Source organism: Mesorhizobium sp. M0058 (assembly GCF_040323095.1).
Taxonomy (GTDB): domain Bacteria; phylum Pseudomonadota; class Alphaproteobacteria; order Rhizobiales; family Rhizobiaceae; genus Mesorhizobium.
In genome coordinates this window covers 330,653-344,619 of record NZ_JAMYUQ010000002.1, presented here as the reverse complement: position 1 = coordinate 344,619, position 13,967 = coordinate 330,653, and the positions used below count along the sequence as shown (strand labels likewise).

Here is a 13,967-nt window from a genome sequence, read left to right as displayed (position 1 = left end):
GTCGATTGCCGCCAAATCGGCCGCGTCCCTTTACCGGCCATTAACCCTAACAGGATGATAACGAACCCAGATCCTTAAGGTTTGCCGCCGTGTCCTGGCGGCCATAGCGACGAAGGTGTGTGTCCGATCATGAAAAGCGCTGCTGGTCTGTTTCGCGCTCTGCTGGCCGTGTCGATGCTCGCCGGCTGCTCCAGCTACCGGCCGACGCCGGCGGCCTTCCACGAGGTACTCGACCAGCCCTATCGGCTCGGCGCCGGCGACCGTGTCCGCGTCACCGTGTTCGAACAGGACGGTCTGACCAACACCTACAGTGTCGATCAGTCCGGCTACATGTCCTTCCCGCTGGTCGGCGCGGTGCCGGCGCGCGGCCACACGGCCCAGCAGCTGGAAAAAGCGCTCGCCGACAAACTGCGCCAAGGCTATCTGCGCGACCCCGACGTGTCGGTCGAGATCGATCGCTACCGGCCGATCTTCGTCATGGGCGAAGTGGGCGCCGCCGGCCAGTATTCCTACGTGCCGGGCCTCACCGTGCAGAAGGCCATCGCGATTGCCGGCGGTTTCTCGCCGCGCGCCAACCAGGAAAGCGTCGACATCACCCGCGACATCAACGGCAAGGTGATGACAGGCCGGGTGGTTACCTCCGATCCGCTGCTGCCGGGCGACACGGTCTACGTTCGCGAACGCCTGTTCTGACATCAACGTGGCGGACCAGCTCAGGATCGTCCACTGCTTTCGCTCACCCGTCGGCGGGATCTTCCGGCATGTGCGCGACCTGACGGAGGCCCAGCTCGCCGCCGGACATGTCGTCGGCATCGTCTGCGATTCGACCACCGGCGGCCAATACGAGGAACGCCTGTTCGACCAGATGAAGGACAGCTTGGCGCTCGGCATTCATCGCACGCCGATGCAGCGCCATGTCGGACCGGGCGACCTCGCCTCGGCCTGGCGTACCTATCAAATCATCAAGGAATTGCGGCCGGACGTGTTGCACGGGCACGGCGCCAAAGGTGGCGCCTATGCCCGTCTGTTCGGCTCATTGTTGCGGGTATCAAGGTCTCGCGTAGCCCGCCTTTATTCGCCGCATGGCGGCTCCCTCCACTATGACGAAACGACGACCACCGGAAAGCTGTTCTTCGCGCTGGAGCGCTTCATGGGGCGCTTCACCGATTGCCTGCTGTTCGTCTCCGACTATGAGCGGCGCACCTATCGCAGGAAGGTCGGCGAACCGCCTATCCCGAACACGCTGGTCTATAACGGCCTGCGCGCCGCCGAGTTCGAACCGGTGGTCGCACAACCCGACGCGGCCGACCTGCTCTACATCGGCATGATTCGCGACCTCAAAGGGCCTGACATTTTCATCGACGCGCTGGTGCTGGCCGGGTCCCAGCTTGAGCGCCGCTTGACCGCGGTCATGGTCGGCGATGGCGACGACCTGCCGCGCTACCATGCGCAGGTGAAACGGCTGGGCCTCGGAAAACAGGTCCGCTTCTTGCCGCCGATGCCGGCCAGGGAGGCATTTTCGCTGGCCGATCTGGTCGTCGTCCCCTCCCGCGCGGAAGCCATGCCCTATATCGTGCTGGAGACGCTGGCGGCCGGCAGGCCGATGATCGCCACGGCCGTCGGCGGCATTCCCGAAATCTTCGGGGAGGGATCCCCTGCCCTGATCCGTCCCGATCCGCGCCAACTCGGCGACAAGATGGGTGAAGCGCTGCGCGATCTCGACGCCTACCGGCGCGCCATGCCCGATACGGCCAGCCTCAGGGCGCGATTCGGCGCCGATGTGATGGCCGCCGAAATCGAAAAGGCCTATTTCGCCGCGCTCAACAGATAGACGACCCTCCAAAACCACAAGTTGTCTCAAGGTTTTTTTAGCTCTCTTTCTGCTATCGTCATCGCGGAAGCTTGTGGGAAACCCGATGAACGAGACCGACCCCACGCGCCGCTTTTCGGCCGATGCGGTGCGCAAATTCGACAGTCCTGCCGAGAGCCCCACGCCCGGCGGCATGAACAGTGTTGCCCGCCAGGTCGCCTCGCAATACCGGCGCGATACGATGTCGCCGGTCATGGTCAGCGGCGTATTGCGCATCGTCGAATTCGGCTTGCTGTTCCTGTCGGGGCTCGCGCTCTACTTCCACTTTGTCGGCTTCTTCAACTATCTCGCCTGGCAATATCCGCTGACCATTGCCGCGGCGTCATTCGTGGCCGTGGTGCTGCTCGACGTCAGCGATTGCTACCAGATCTCCGCCTTGATGCGACCGATCTCCAATCTCGGCCGCGTACTGATGGTCTGGGCCGGCACCTTCGCGCTGATGGCGCTGACGGCCTTCATCATGAAAATGTCGGAGGATTATTCGCGTCTGCTGTTCGGCACCTGGTTTGTCGTCGGCCTGCTTCTGCTGTTCGGCCTCAGGCTGGTGATGTCGAAGCTGATCCGGCGCTGGGCGCGCAACGGCCGCATGGAACGCCGCGCCGTCATCGTCGGCGGCGGCAAGGCGGCCGAGATGCTGATCCGCTCGGTCGAGAAGCAGCCAGACAACGACATCCGCATCTGCGGCATCTTCGATGACCGCGGCGACAAGCGCTCGCCGCCGATCGTGGCCGGCTATCCCAAGCTCGGCACCATTTCGGAGCTGATGGAATTCGCTCGCATCGCGCGCATCGACATGCTGATCGTGTCGCTGCCGCTGACTGCCGAAACGCGCGTGCTGCAGCTGCTGAAGAAGCTGTGGGTGCTGCCGGTCGACATCCGGCTCTCGGCGCATTCGAACGCTTTGCAGTTTCGCCCGCGCGCCTATTCCTACATCGGCTCGGTGCCGATGCTCGATATCTTCGACAGGCCGATCAACGACTGGGATTCGGTCGCCAAGCGCGCCTTCGACATCGTCTTCTCGCTGATCGGCATCATCCTGTTCTCACCGGTGATGCTGGCGACTGCCATCGCCATCAAGCTCGACAGCAAGGGGCCGGTGCTATTCAAGCAGAAGCGGCACGGCTTCAACAACGAGATCGTCGAAGTCTACAAATTCCGCTCCATGTACACCGACCGCTCGGACCCGACCGCCAAGCAGACGGTGACCAAGAACGATCCGCGCGTCACCCGCGTCGGCCGCTTCATCCGCAAGAGCTCGATCGACGAGCTGCCGCAGTTCTTCAACTCGCTGTTCGGCACGCTGTCACTGGTTGGCCCGCGCCCGCATGCGATTGCCGCGCAGTCGCACAACCTTCTCTACAATGAGGTGGTCGACGGCTATTTCGCCCGCCACAAGGTCAAGCCCGGCGTTACCGGCTGGGCGCAGATCAATGGCTGGCGCGGCGAGATGGACACCAATGAGAAGATCCGCATGCGCACGGAATATGACCTCTATTACATCGAGAACTGGTCGATGCTGTTCGATCTGCGCATCCTGCTCATGACGCCGCTGCGGCTGCTCAATACGGAAAACGCCTATTGAGCGCGATTTCCCATGATTTGCCGCAGGCTGCGGTCAATGCCAAGCTGATCGCGCTGATATCGTCGGGGGCGGTGTTTTTTGGCGTCTTCCTGTCGGGCTTCGTCATCGACGAACCGGCGCCCTACGATCTTTTCATGCTCGGGCTGATCGGGGTGTGGGTGCTGTTTGGCCTGCGCATATCGCGCGCGGCCGTGCCGCTGCTCGTGCTGCTGATCACGATGAACATCGGCGGCATGATTGCCATGACGCAGATGGCCGTTCTCGCCAACACACCGCTCTATCTCGCCGTCTCGCTGTTTCTCGCGTTCACCGCGGTGTTCTTCTCGTCGGTGACGGCGGTGCAGCCCGGCCTCTACCGGCTGATCTTCATCGCCTATGTCGTCTCCGCGGTGGTGACCTCGCTGCTCGGCATTGCCGGCTATTTCCACGCTTTCCCGGGCGCTGAAATCTTCACCAGATACGACCGCGCCCAGGGCGCCTTCCAGGATCCGAACGTGTTCGGACCATTCCTGGTGCTGCCCGGCATCTATCTGCTCTATCTCCTGTTGACCGGCTCGATCGCGCGCATGCCGCTTCTGGCGGTGCCGCTGCTGATCATCACCGCTGGCATTTTCTTCTCCTTCTCGCGCGGCGCCTGGGGCATGTTCGCCGTCTCGGCCATCCTGCTCACCGGCGCCCTGTTCCTGCAAAGCAACACCGGCAAGTTCCGGCTGCGCGTCATCGTCATGAGCATTGCCGCCGTCACCCTGCTGGTGGTCGCCATGATCGTCATCCTGCAGCTGCCCGGCGTCGGCGAGATGTTTTCCAGCCGCGCCCAGCTCGAACAGAGCTACGACACGGCGCGCCTTGGCCGCTTTGCCCGCTACACGATCGGCTTCGAGATGGCGCTCGAACATCCGCTCGGCATCGGCCCGCTGGTGTTCGGCACCATTTTCGGCGAAGACACGCACGACATCTGGCTGAAGACGCTGATGGATTATGGCTGGCTCGGCTTCGTCTCGTTCCTGTCGCTGACGCTGTGGACGATCGCGGCCGGCTTCCGCATCCTTTTGCGCGACCGGCCATGGCAGCCCTATCTGCTCTGCGCCTACGTCGCTTTCATCGGCAATATCGGGCTCGGCACCTTCATCGACATCGACCACTGGCGCCATGTCTACCTGCTGCTCGGCCTGATCTGGGGCGCGATCGCGCTGGAATACAGGCATCAGCGCGGGTTGCGGGCGGTGGCTGCAATCCGAACCGATGGGAAAGCCGCCGAGTTCGGATGACTTCGCCTTCGGAACGAATTGCGACCGACGATTTCTTCTATCTCGCGATACCGGTCACCCGCTCGGGATACCGCACTGCCAGCATCGATTTGTTGGCGTGATCGGCAAAGATGGCGCTGACCTTTTCGGCGTCGAACCGCGCCCTGCGTTTGCGCTTCTCGTCGTTCAACAAGATGCCGCTGATGGCATCGAACTTGCGGCCAAAATTCTTCATCAACCCTCTCTTGACCGGCCAGCTGCGGCTGAAGCGTCCGGCCCAGGGGGTGCCTTTCGCCAGGTCGCGATAGACAGCCATGGCGTCGACCTCGACACCGACTGGCCGAGGCTCCCAAGGTTTGCCCCACGCGAAGTGCCGCGCATAGCACCTGCTGAAAGGGAGCTGGCTGCTGTAGTTGGTCATCACGTTCCAGAACGGGTGCATCGTCTGCCATCGGCCTTCGAAGGCCACGTTCAATGCGCCCTGATCCATTCCGTAGACATGCTCGGACGCCAGCTGCCGCGTGCGCTCCAGAAGCCCCTCAGCCCTGAGCAGGGGCATGTTGAAGAGAAGAACGCCGGCGTTGAATTTCGGCGCTCCAGGCTGCATCGGCAGATGTTGCCTGTACTTTGCATCGAAGTAACTCTGCTCGTCGTGAGCGGCCAGCAACGGTGCATTGAGCGGGGTGCTGCAGAGATCGGCTATCGATCGGTTGAAAAGCACGTCGGCGTCTGAATAGGCGATGCGGTCGTATGGCTCGAATTCAGGCAATTGATCGGCAAACAGCCTGATGTAGGTCGCAAGGGTGGGATGCGTTCCACGGTTGAAGTTCGTCGCCTCCATGAATTTCGTCACGTCGATGATGCCGATCCTCCCATCGAGCAAACGCTCACCGGCAGACCGGTCGTCACCGGGAATGACGCCGGTGTGCAAAATAAAGCCGTCGACGGCGCCGGACAAATCCAACACACGGCGCGCCGCCAAGCAGGTGTACGGAAAATACCTTTGATCGGCGGCGAAAAAGAAGCATGGCTTTTGCGACACAGTCTAATTCTCCTGCCCTGCGCCTTACGGATCAAAGTCGCGAATGTCTCAAGCGAAGCCGCCGAGTATTTCAGGAAATTGCACGGCCATCGCACCGGCAAGGGCATGCTCGGCATATATCCTATGCACCTTGCTCCCATCATACCTTGCCCGCCGCCGATACCGATCCTTGTCAGGCAACATCCCCATGATGCCGTCGAACCTGCGAGCGAATCGCCTCATGACGCCTCGCTCGAAGGGAATGCGCTGCCGGAAGGGCTGGAGCCAGGGCGTATCCCTTGCCAGACCGCGCCAGACGGCAAGCGCCTCAAGTTCCACGTCGACCTGGCTCCCCCACGGCTTGCCGCCGGCGAAATGCCGGGCATAGGCTTGGGCGAACCGAAATTCCTTCGTATCGTTGGACATCAAATTCCAGTTCGGATGCATCGTCTGCCACTTGCCCTCGAAGACGATGTTCAGCGCGTTCTGATCGTTCATCTGCCCGGCAACGGCGACATCTCTGGCGCGGTGCAAAAGTCCCTGTTCACGCACCAGCGGCATGTTGAAGACGATGATGCCGGCATTGAAGTAAGGCGCTCCCGGCTGCATCGACAATTTGTGCCGGTAGCCCGGGCGGAAGTACATATAATCGTCATGGGCGGCCAACAATGGGGCATGAAGTGTCTGGCCCAACAGGTCACCTATATCCCGATTGAAGAGGACATCACAATCAACATGGGCGATGCGGTCATAGTCCGCGAACTGAGGCAGTTGGTCGGCGAAAAGCCGAACAAAAGTGCCGACATTGCTTGGCCGGAAAGTATGACCGGCCTGCGCAAACAACGCCGACACGTCCATTATGCGAAGGCGATTCTTCAGCAGGCGTTCAGCAACACGCATATCGGCATCGCGTGCGCCGAAATGCAGGATGAAGCCTGGCGTTGCGTCTCCCGAAACGTCCAGAATTCTGCGCGCCGCCAAGCATGCATATGGGAAATAGTTGGCGTCGGCCGCTAGAAAAAAACAGGAATTTGCCACGCGCAATCCTTCTTATCGGTATTGGGCAAGCCATACCGTCTTGGCGTTGCGCCGACAAGGCCGGATGCCTCGCGACTTTTCCGGTCCAACGCGCCGTTTTAACGCTTGCACCATACCCCTTGAAAATATATGGCTTTGCGCGGTCCGGAGTGTAGCGCAGCCCGGTAGCGCACTTGACTGGGGGTCAAGGGGTCGTCGGTTCGAATCCGGCCACTCCGACCAAACAAATAGTTGGCCGCTTCCCCCAAGGTGGTTACCGTCTTTTCGACTTCCCGCAAACAAGATGCATTCTTAAGCCGTCATGCTAGGCGTGCCGCTCGATAAAGAGTTCGATGGGACCTGTGAGAAAAGCAGCCTCCTGCTTGATCTTCTCGTCGCTCCATTCCCACCACCGGATCGCCAGCAATTTCGCAATAACATCCTGTGAAAAGCGATACCGGATAAGCTTGGCCGGGACCCCGCCGACGATCGCGTATGGCGGCACATCCCTGGTGACAATGGCGCCGGCCGCAACAATAGCGCCATCCGCGATGTGGACGCCTGGCATGATCAGCGCTTGGCGGCCGATCCAGACATCATTGGCGATGGTAATGCCGACGGGTTTGCCGCCGTGCGAATTGAGATCGGTCGCGTTCATCATGCGGCTGTGGATCGGAAAAGTGGTTGCAGCCCAAGGCACGTGGCTTCCCCCGGAACATTCAAAGCTCACGTTGCCGGCGACCGAACAGAACGCCCCAAGGGCCAACGGAGTGGCGGCAGACGCTCCAAGCACCTTCTTCCGGCTCACCCCATAGGTGTGACGTCCAACGGTCACGCTTGGGGGCAGCTTGGATCGAAACAGATTCCTCATGCGCAGCCAGCCCGTCACGGTGACCTCTTAAGCTTCTGGAGCAAGAGATCCGCGGGAGTCCGCCATAGACGATATCGACTGGCCTTTGCAACCTGCTGGCCGACTGGCGCCATGCCGTGCGCGTTAAAGAACGCATGAACACGCGGCTCAGCGAACTGCTTTTTGCCTCGGGTATTGTAGTGTCGGATCGGCAGGCTATGAGGGCTTATGGTTCGGCCGTTTTGAGAAAGGGCTACCCCGAGGCAGAACTGCTCGGGCGCCCAAGTGTCGGTCACCTTATGAACGGCCTTGATAGCGGCGAAGGCGTCCACCATGGCTGTGAGGTTGTCCCGGTGGATCCCGACGATGCCGCTGTTCCACTTCGGTTCCTGGCCGGTCAGGACCTGGCCGCCGACGCTGATGTTCTTGCCCGGCAGCGCGTTCTGATAGATGCGATGCGGCCCTTCGCACAGGCGCATAGTGGAATGGGTCGCAGAGATCGAGCGGAAGCCCTTCGACGGGTCACCCACCGGGTACATGTCGGTGTCCATGAAAAGGAGCCGATCTGCTCGCTGCAAAAGCTCACGCATAGCCCCGGCCTTGATACCGAAATGGTAGCTTCCGCCGAAAGACCACTGGTCTTTCTGTTCGGCCGTTATGAGCATTGTCTCAACAGGATAAGCGCGAAATAGGTCAGTCCTGTCCGTTGCGACGACTATTCTGGCGGTCGGGCAATGGTGCAAAAGCTTGAGGGCGCTGAGTAGCGCGCCGCGATGGTAAAGCTCGTTCTCACCATAGGCGATGTAACCAAAAACGTCGTTCATTCCGCCACGTATAATGGGTCGTTCAATCTTCTACTAGCTGCGCTCGCAGTCGTTTTGCTCCCAGAAATCTCCTGCTGAAATCAGCCGACGATTACTACTGGCACACATCGACCCATTCGGCATCGACAATCTGTGCCATGCGCTCAGGGCTCAGCCGCACCGCGGCGTTGGTAGCGCCGGCCGCGGGCACGACTTCATCGAAGGCGCGCAGCGAGACGTCGCAATAGACCGGCAGCGGCGCCGGCAGGCCGAATGGGCAGACGCCGCCGACGGGATGGCTGGTAATCGCGACAACCTCGTCGGCGTCAAGCATGCGCGGCTTGCCGCCGAAACGGTCCTTGAATTTGCGGTTGTCGAGCCTCGACATGCCGCCGGCCACGATCAGCATGGTCTCACCGCCGACGCGCAGGCAGATGGTCTTGGCGATCTGCGCCGGCTCCACGCCATGCGCCTCAGCCGCCAGCGCCACCGTCGCGGAACTCGCTTCGGTGACGAGCACTTCGACATCGGGCGCATGGGCAGCCAGGAAGGCGCGCACGGATTCAAGGCTCATCTCGGCATTGTCCCATTCGAAAACGGTTAGCGTTCACACTGGATAGCTTCACGCTCGGTCGGCGGCAACCTCCCCGCCCCTCGACGGCTGCAGCGATACCAGGCCAGGCGGGTCGCGCCGCATGTCAGCAACGCAAGGCGCATCCCCCGTGCGGGAGATGTGTTCGGGCTGCTGCCTTGGTAGGTCGCAATAGATCAGGGCCGGCGCTGATGCTGTGCTCCCACGACCAACCGGAGAGATCATCATGCTCAAGCTCGCCTCGGCTCTGGCGCTGCTGCTTATCGGGACGGCGCCGCTGCTTGCCGACGACATGCCGATAAACGCGGACGCCATCAAATGGGGCCCTGCTCCTGCTGTGCTGCCCGCCGGCGCGGACATGGCTGTCATCGCCGGGGACCCCTCGACGGATGGCATCTACGTGCTGCGGTTGAAGCTGCCGGCCGGCTACAGGATTGCCGCGCACAACCATCCCACCTCGGAATATGTGACGGTGATTTCCGGCAATTTTCATATCGGCATGGGCGACAAGCTCGACGAGACCAAGGGCATCGAACTGACCGCCGGCGGCTTCGGCGTAGCCCCACAGGGAATGAACCATTACGCCTGGACGACAAGCGCTACGATCGTCCAGGTTCATGGCGAGGGGCCGTTCGCGATCACCTACGTCAACCCGGCGGACGATCCGAGCAAGAAGTGACATTCGCCGTTGGGCGAATGCAACAAGCCCGCCAGGGCAAACCATGGCCGGCTTGTTGAACGACGCTCGGCCGTTGTTTATGAAACGGACCGGTTTTCCACAGGCGCCGTGGGCGCCGGGGCATCGATCAGGGCCGTTTCCGGCAATTGCAATGCTGCGGCGATCCGGCGAAGTTTCGTCGGATCGGTGTCCTTGCCGCTCTCTATGTCGGCAATCTCGCTGGTCGACAGACCGCAGGTCAGGGAAAGCTCTTCAATACTGTATCCCTTTGTCTCCCGGATGGCTTTGAGGCCGGAGTGCTCGAGCGCAACGTCGGCCGCCAGCCTGGAGAAGGGTTCGTGTTTTGCAGTTTCGGGCATTGGCAACTCCATGGGGCTAAAGAGTTTTGGATCAAATGATAGGGTGTTGCCTGAGAGCCGGGACAATGCCCGCTTGACGGCGATTTGCCAAGGCCCAAACCGACCGTCACAGCATCGTGAACCGGCGTCAAAACCGCAGGCGCCAGGGCACATATAGGATCTCTGCCCCGATCTCCCAATCAAGTTCTTTTGAAGGGCCGCACGCCGGAGTGTTCAGCGGTTTTGCGCCGCTCGCGCGTTAGCCTGATGTTGCTGGCAGCCGCATCGGGCCAGCTTTTCCCAAGAGGATCAGATCCATGACATTCAAGACATCGGCCATCGTGCTCGCCACGATTTCAGGCCTCGCTGGCGCGAGCATGGTCGCGGCGCAAGCCGCCGAGGCCGTGCGCATTCGCGGCACGGTGACCGCCTTTGCCGGAGCGACGCTGACGGTGAAGACCCGCGAAGGCGCTACCGACGCCATCGCGCTGGCTGAAGGGTGGAAGATTTCCGGCGTCGCCAAGGCGGATGCCGGGGATATCAAGCAAGGCGATTTCCTCGGCATTGCCTCTGTTTCGAAGGCCGATGGCGGCAGCGGCGCGCTTGAGGTGGTGATCTTCCCGGCCGCGCTGAAGGGCGCCGGCGAAGGCGACCGCCCGTGGGATCTCGAGCCCAACAGCCGGATGACCAACGGCACGGTCGCCGATGTCACCGAGATTGCAGGTCGCACGGTGACGCTGACCTACGACAATGGCCAGAAAAAGCAGATCGCGATCCCGCAGACGACGCCGGTGGTGACCTTCGCGCCGGCGACGCCCGCCGACCTCAAGCCTGGCGCTGTGGTGTTCGTCAACGCCGAGCGCGGCAGCGACGGCAAGCTGACCGCGGGCCGGGTCGTTGTCGGCACCAACGGCGTCATTCCGCCGATGTAGGTTGCCGACGAAGCCGCCAGACACAATCCAGAAACAAAATTCTACAGTCCGGAAAAACTGTCGAAAAGTTCGGAGGCGATAGTCATGACTGCGGGGTTCACCGGCACCGATCTTGCTCGGTGACGGCCAAATTCAGCCCGCGCAGAAAAGGAAACGAAGTCATGAAGAAGTCCCTCCTGTCGGCTCTCGGGCTGGCTTTTGCCCTGGCTGTCTCTCTGCCCCTCATCGGCGCCAGCAGCGCCGACGCAGCACCGCTGCACAAGAAGCATCACCACCATCATCATCATCACAACAAGCATCACCGCCATCCCCATCACCACCGCCACCACCACAAGGTGGAGGCCAAGAAGGCCTGACACGGCCGACTTGCCCAACGGGAAGGCTGGCCCTGGAGTCCTCGTCAAGGCCGCCTTCCCGTTGGTTTTTGCCAGGCGACACGTGGAAAAGCTGAAGGCAGGATTCGATGGCGCCCATGCGCCAGAATGCGAGCAACCACAGCGCACCCAACGAACGTATCAGGCGCAAGGCCGACAACACAGCGGTAGCCAGCTGCAGGACACCCCGGGTCTCTCAATGCCGTCGGAACCCGCTAGGACGGCGCCGCGAACGCGAGCACTATTGCGATCAAAATCAAAAGCGGCCCCATCCATTTGAAATGCTTCGCGACCTGCAGCCACCATGGCTGCTGACCTTGCTGGGCCTGAAAAGGACTTTGGAGCAGCCCAAAACCAACGCCTGTCATCCACAACCCAGCGCAGAACATGATGAACTCGTCGATGTAATTAGCGACCACGCCCGTCTCCTCCGCCGGTACCTTTGGACTGGCGTTATAGTCGCAGCCGGGAGTGGCAGAAAGCGCGGTGCCAAGTGGCGGCAATGACTGCTGCCGCCACCTGACAAGAGCCGGGGGCGGACTCGGTCTTGGCTGGCCATTTGGGCACGCCACCGTGTGACCTTCGCATGGGATGCCGCGCTGCTACGTCAGCGCCCTTCACGCGAAATGCATGATCGATGCCCGCCCCGCCAGGCGCCGTCCGTTGGCGAAGGCTAAAAATCGACGTCGCAAAAAAAGGCGAAGAAAATTCGAACCACGCATGAACCTTTGCTTTGGAGGCCGCACTAACCGGCATGGACGCCGAGAAGGCGATCCCAACACAGAAGGACGCCATGGTGGCGATCCTCGATCCAGAGAAGGAAATGCTCAAATGACCAACTTCAAGCGCATCACGCTCGCCGCGGCCCTCATCGTCTCGGCCTTCGGTTCGGCTTCCGTTCCGACCTCGGCTTTCGCCAACGGCACGCATCCCACGGGCGACGGCGGCGCGGTTTGCAAGGGCTCCGGTCATTGCCTGGTGCTCTCGATCGAGTGCAAAGGCACCTATACGGACGCCACGGACAAGAATGGCACTGTCTATGGCAAGTGCAGCCAGACCGCGCAGGTTTCGCCGCAGGCCAAGATCAAGCTCGCCAAGTAATCGGCCGCAGATCAGGGAAATGGCGGTCGTCCGCGGGACGGCCGCCATTTTCTTTTTGTTTTCGTGAATTGTTTTAGCGCCGGCTGAGCAACAAGCTGGCGAGAAGGCCGACCACGACCAACCCAACAGCAGCGGCTGTTGCCGGACGATCGCGCGCCGTCTTTTCGATCGCCCTGCCCTGCTTCCTGATCGCCGGCAGCGCATCGCTGACAAGGTCGGCAAGCTGCCCATAATAGTCCGAAGCGGCATCGCGCCCGTCCTCGTAGTAAGCACCGCCGCGTTTGGCCACGACTTTGCGCAACGCGGCGAGCTCTTTGGAAAGGGTCGCGACCTGCTTTTCGAGATCGAGATCGGAGAGGGTCGAAAGCGATACCATGATTGTTTTTCCTTCTTTTGAGAGAAGGCCAAACGCATGGCCGCAGAACCGGTTCCGGTCTGCTTGCCCGAGGGCAGCGGAAAGGTTAGCGCACCTGGTCGAGCAGGCGCTTGCACTCCAGGAGGTCAAACAGCGCCTCCTGCAGCAAGGCCCGGTTGTCGCGCGACAGTTTCGATGCGCCGGGCTGGACCGGACCTTCCTCCTCGGTCTTGCCCAGGCCGAAAAAGCGGCGGCTGGGTTTTACCTTGGGCTGACCGACCAGCATCTCGTCATCCATGCCGCGCGGCTGGGCGGCTGGCGTCAGCGGCACCTGATCGGCCTGCCTGCGCTGCGAGATCGCTTCGACGGCAGCCATGTCGCCATTGCCGATGGCGACCAGGAAATGGTTGCCGTTCTCGCGCAGCAGTTTCTGCACGCCCTTGATCGTGTAACCCTGGTCGTAGAGCATGTGGCGGATGCCCTTGATCAGTTCGACATCCTGTGGCCGGTAGTAGCGGCGGCCGCCGCCGCGCTTCATCGGCTTGATCTGGTTGAAACGGGTTTCCCAGAAGCGCAGCACGTGCTGCGGCAGATCGAGATCCTCCGCGACCTCGCTGATGGTGCGGAAAGCGTCGGGGCTCTTGTCCATGGGCGAAATCCTCACGCTGGACGGCGATCCGGCCCAGTCTGCCGAATCGGGTATCATTTCAGCGGTTTATGAAACAATATTCAAGCCCGGCGTCAAAACGGCCCGGCGTTTTCAACCGAAGCCTGCGGCAGAACCTATTTGCCGCCCTTGGCCTTGCTGTTCTGGTGCGAGCGCAGGATACGGCTTTTCAGCACGTTCGACGACTTGAAGGTCATCACCCGGCGCGGCAGGATCGGCACTTCCTCGCCGGTCTTGGGATTGCGGCCGATGCGTTCGTTCTTGGAACGGACGTGGAAGGTGGCGAAGGACGACAGCTTCACCGTCTCGCCGCGTACGATGGCTTCACAGATTTCGTCCAGCACCGCTTCGACGAGTTCTGCCGATTCAGTGCGTGACAAGCCGACCTTACGGTAAACAGCTTCGGCAAGGTCGGCGCGCGTAAGTGTCTTTCCCCCCATGCGACCGTCCCATCAGTTCAAAAAACATAAATCGATACAGGTAAAGGCAGAGCCTAAGTAATTGATCCGGCAAGGTCAAGGACCGAAACCGGACCGTTC

General features: G+C 61.3%; 18 protein-coding genes and 1 tRNA gene. 9 read left to right on the top strand and 10 right to left on the bottom strand.

Translation table 11 applies throughout. The features are described 5' to 3' along the window. The first annotated feature begins 129 nt into the window (after positions 1 to 129). The 4 genes from NKJ75_RS04545 (at position 130) to NKJ75_RS04530 (ending at position 4,720) form a co-directional block, all read left to right on the top strand. A complete protein-coding gene (locus NKJ75_RS04545; RefSeq protein ID WP_023669390.1) occupies positions 130 to 693 on the top strand; it encodes a polysaccharide biosynthesis/export family protein in 564 nt (187 codons plus the stop codon). A gap of 7 nt (positions 694 to 700) precedes the next feature. Next, positions 701 to 1,831 (top strand): glycosyltransferase, encoded by a 1,131-nt coding sequence (locus NKJ75_RS04540; RefSeq protein ID WP_352499243.1) that lies wholly within the window; start codon positions 701 to 703, stop codon positions 1,829 to 1,831. 85 nt (positions 1,832 to 1,916) lie between these two features. Beyond that, the gene (locus NKJ75_RS04535) at positions 1,917 to 3,452 is read left to right on the top strand and encodes an undecaprenyl-phosphate glucose phosphotransferase (protein WP_023689486.1); all 1,536 of its coding nucleotides are present in this window, start codon (positions 1,917 to 1,919) and stop codon (positions 3,450 to 3,452) included. Continuing rightward, the gene (locus tag NKJ75_RS04530) at positions 3,449 to 4,720 is read left to right on the top strand and encodes an O-antigen ligase family protein (RefSeq protein ID WP_352499242.1); all 1,272 of its coding nucleotides are present in this window, start codon (positions 3,449 to 3,451) and stop codon (positions 4,718 to 4,720) included. The genes NKJ75_RS04535 and NKJ75_RS04530 overlap by 4 nt, the downstream gene beginning before the upstream one ends. 37 nt (positions 4,721 to 4,757) lie before the next feature. Here the strand turns inward: NKJ75_RS04530 and NKJ75_RS04525 are convergent, their stop codons facing one another. Continuing rightward, the gene (locus tag NKJ75_RS04525; protein ID WP_023743602.1) at positions 4,758 to 5,741 is read right to left on the bottom strand and encodes a glycosyltransferase family 8 protein; all 984 of its coding nucleotides are present in this window, start codon (positions 5,739 to 5,741) and stop codon (positions 4,758 to 4,760) included. Between the two features lie 48 nt (positions 5,742 to 5,789). Beyond that, positions 5,790 to 6,758, bottom strand: a complete 969-nt coding sequence (locus NKJ75_RS04520) for a glycosyltransferase family 8 protein (protein ID WP_084569958.1) — start codon at positions 6,756 to 6,758, stop codon at positions 5,790 to 5,792. 145 nt (positions 6,759 to 6,903) lie between these two features. On the opposite strand from NKJ75_RS04520, the gene NKJ75_RS04515 reads away from it, so the two are divergent. Further along, positions 6,904 to 6,980, top strand: a tRNA-Pro gene (locus NKJ75_RS04515). Positions 6,981 to 7,062: 82 nt separating this feature from the next. Here NKJ75_RS04515 and NKJ75_RS32820 read toward each other — a convergent pair. From NKJ75_RS32820 to NKJ75_RS04500, 3 genes are all read right to left on the bottom strand, one after another. Beyond that, positions 7,063 to 7,626 carry a CatB-related O-acetyltransferase gene (locus NKJ75_RS32820; RefSeq protein ID WP_280806358.1) on the bottom strand — a complete coding sequence of 188 codons (564 nt, stop codon included), beginning with the start codon at positions 7,624 to 7,626 and terminating at the stop codon, positions 7,063 to 7,065. Then, on the bottom strand, positions 7,623 to 8,411 hold the full coding sequence (locus NKJ75_RS04505; RefSeq protein WP_352499241.1) for a hypothetical protein: 789 nt from the start codon (positions 8,409 to 8,411) through the stop codon (positions 7,623 to 7,625). The genes NKJ75_RS32820 and NKJ75_RS04505 overlap by 4 nt, the downstream gene beginning before the upstream one ends. Positions 8,412 to 8,505: 94 nt before the next feature. Continuing rightward, complete coding sequence (locus NKJ75_RS04500; RefSeq protein WP_023743605.1) at positions 8,506 to 8,964, bottom strand: YbaK/EbsC family protein; 459 nt, start codon at positions 8,962 to 8,964, stop codon at positions 8,506 to 8,508. A 244-nt stretch (positions 8,965 to 9,208) separates the two neighbouring features. Here NKJ75_RS04500 and NKJ75_RS04495 point away from each other — a divergent pair, with 244 nt between their 5' ends. After that, a complete protein-coding gene (locus tag NKJ75_RS04495) occupies positions 9,209 to 9,661 on the top strand; it encodes a cupin domain-containing protein (protein WP_023743606.1) in 453 nt (150 codons plus the stop codon). A gap of 77 nt (positions 9,662 to 9,738) precedes the next feature. On the opposite strand, the gene NKJ75_RS04490 is transcribed toward NKJ75_RS04495, so the two are convergent. Then, entirely contained in the window at positions 9,739 to 10,020 is a 282-nt protein-coding gene (locus tag NKJ75_RS04490) for a helix-turn-helix domain-containing protein (RefSeq protein ID WP_023743607.1), read from the bottom strand. Between the two features lie 296 nt (positions 10,021 to 10,316). Here NKJ75_RS04490 and NKJ75_RS04485 point away from each other — a divergent pair, with 296 nt between their 5' ends. Both NKJ75_RS04485 and NKJ75_RS04480 read left to right on the top strand, forming a co-directional pair. Beyond that, positions 10,317 to 10,931, top strand: a complete 615-nt coding sequence (locus NKJ75_RS04485; protein ID WP_023669379.1) for a hypothetical protein — start codon at positions 10,317 to 10,319, stop codon at positions 10,929 to 10,931. A gap of 161 nt (positions 10,932 to 11,092) precedes the next feature. Further along, positions 11,093 to 11,287: a hypothetical protein gene (locus NKJ75_RS04480; RefSeq protein WP_081726109.1), complete on the top strand. Its 195-nt coding sequence runs from the start codon at positions 11,093 to 11,095 to the stop codon at positions 11,285 to 11,287. A gap of 233 nt (positions 11,288 to 11,520) precedes the next feature. Here NKJ75_RS04480 and NKJ75_RS04475 read toward each other — a convergent pair whose 3' ends face one another. Continuing rightward, positions 11,521 to 11,724 carry a hypothetical protein gene (locus NKJ75_RS04475; protein WP_023697438.1) on the bottom strand — a complete coding sequence of 68 codons (204 nt, stop codon included), beginning with the start codon at positions 11,722 to 11,724 and terminating at the stop codon, positions 11,521 to 11,523. A gap of 412 nt (positions 11,725 to 12,136) precedes the next feature. On the opposite strand from NKJ75_RS04475, the gene NKJ75_RS04470 reads away from it, so the two are divergent. After that, a complete protein-coding gene (locus NKJ75_RS04470) occupies positions 12,137 to 12,406 on the top strand; it encodes a hypothetical protein (RefSeq protein ID WP_023669376.1) in 270 nt (89 codons plus the stop codon). Positions 12,407 to 12,479: 73 nt separating this feature from the next. Here NKJ75_RS04470 and NKJ75_RS04465 read toward each other — a convergent pair whose 3' ends face one another. From NKJ75_RS04465 to NKJ75_RS04455, 3 genes are all read right to left on the bottom strand, one after another. Continuing rightward, positions 12,480 to 12,782, bottom strand: a complete 303-nt coding sequence (locus tag NKJ75_RS04465; protein WP_023669375.1) for a hypothetical protein — start codon at positions 12,780 to 12,782, stop codon at positions 12,480 to 12,482. Positions 12,783 to 12,867: 85 nt separating this feature from the next. Then, entirely contained in the window at positions 12,868 to 13,410 is a 543-nt protein-coding gene (locus tag NKJ75_RS04460) for a MerR family transcriptional regulator (RefSeq protein ID WP_023669374.1), read from the bottom strand. Between the two features lie 134 nt (positions 13,411 to 13,544). Beyond that, the gene (locus tag NKJ75_RS04455) at positions 13,545 to 13,868 is read right to left on the bottom strand and encodes an integration host factor subunit alpha (RefSeq protein ID WP_006201891.1); all 324 of its coding nucleotides are present in this window, start codon (positions 13,866 to 13,868) and stop codon (positions 13,545 to 13,547) included. Positions 13,869 to 13,967: the final 99 nt, after the last annotated feature.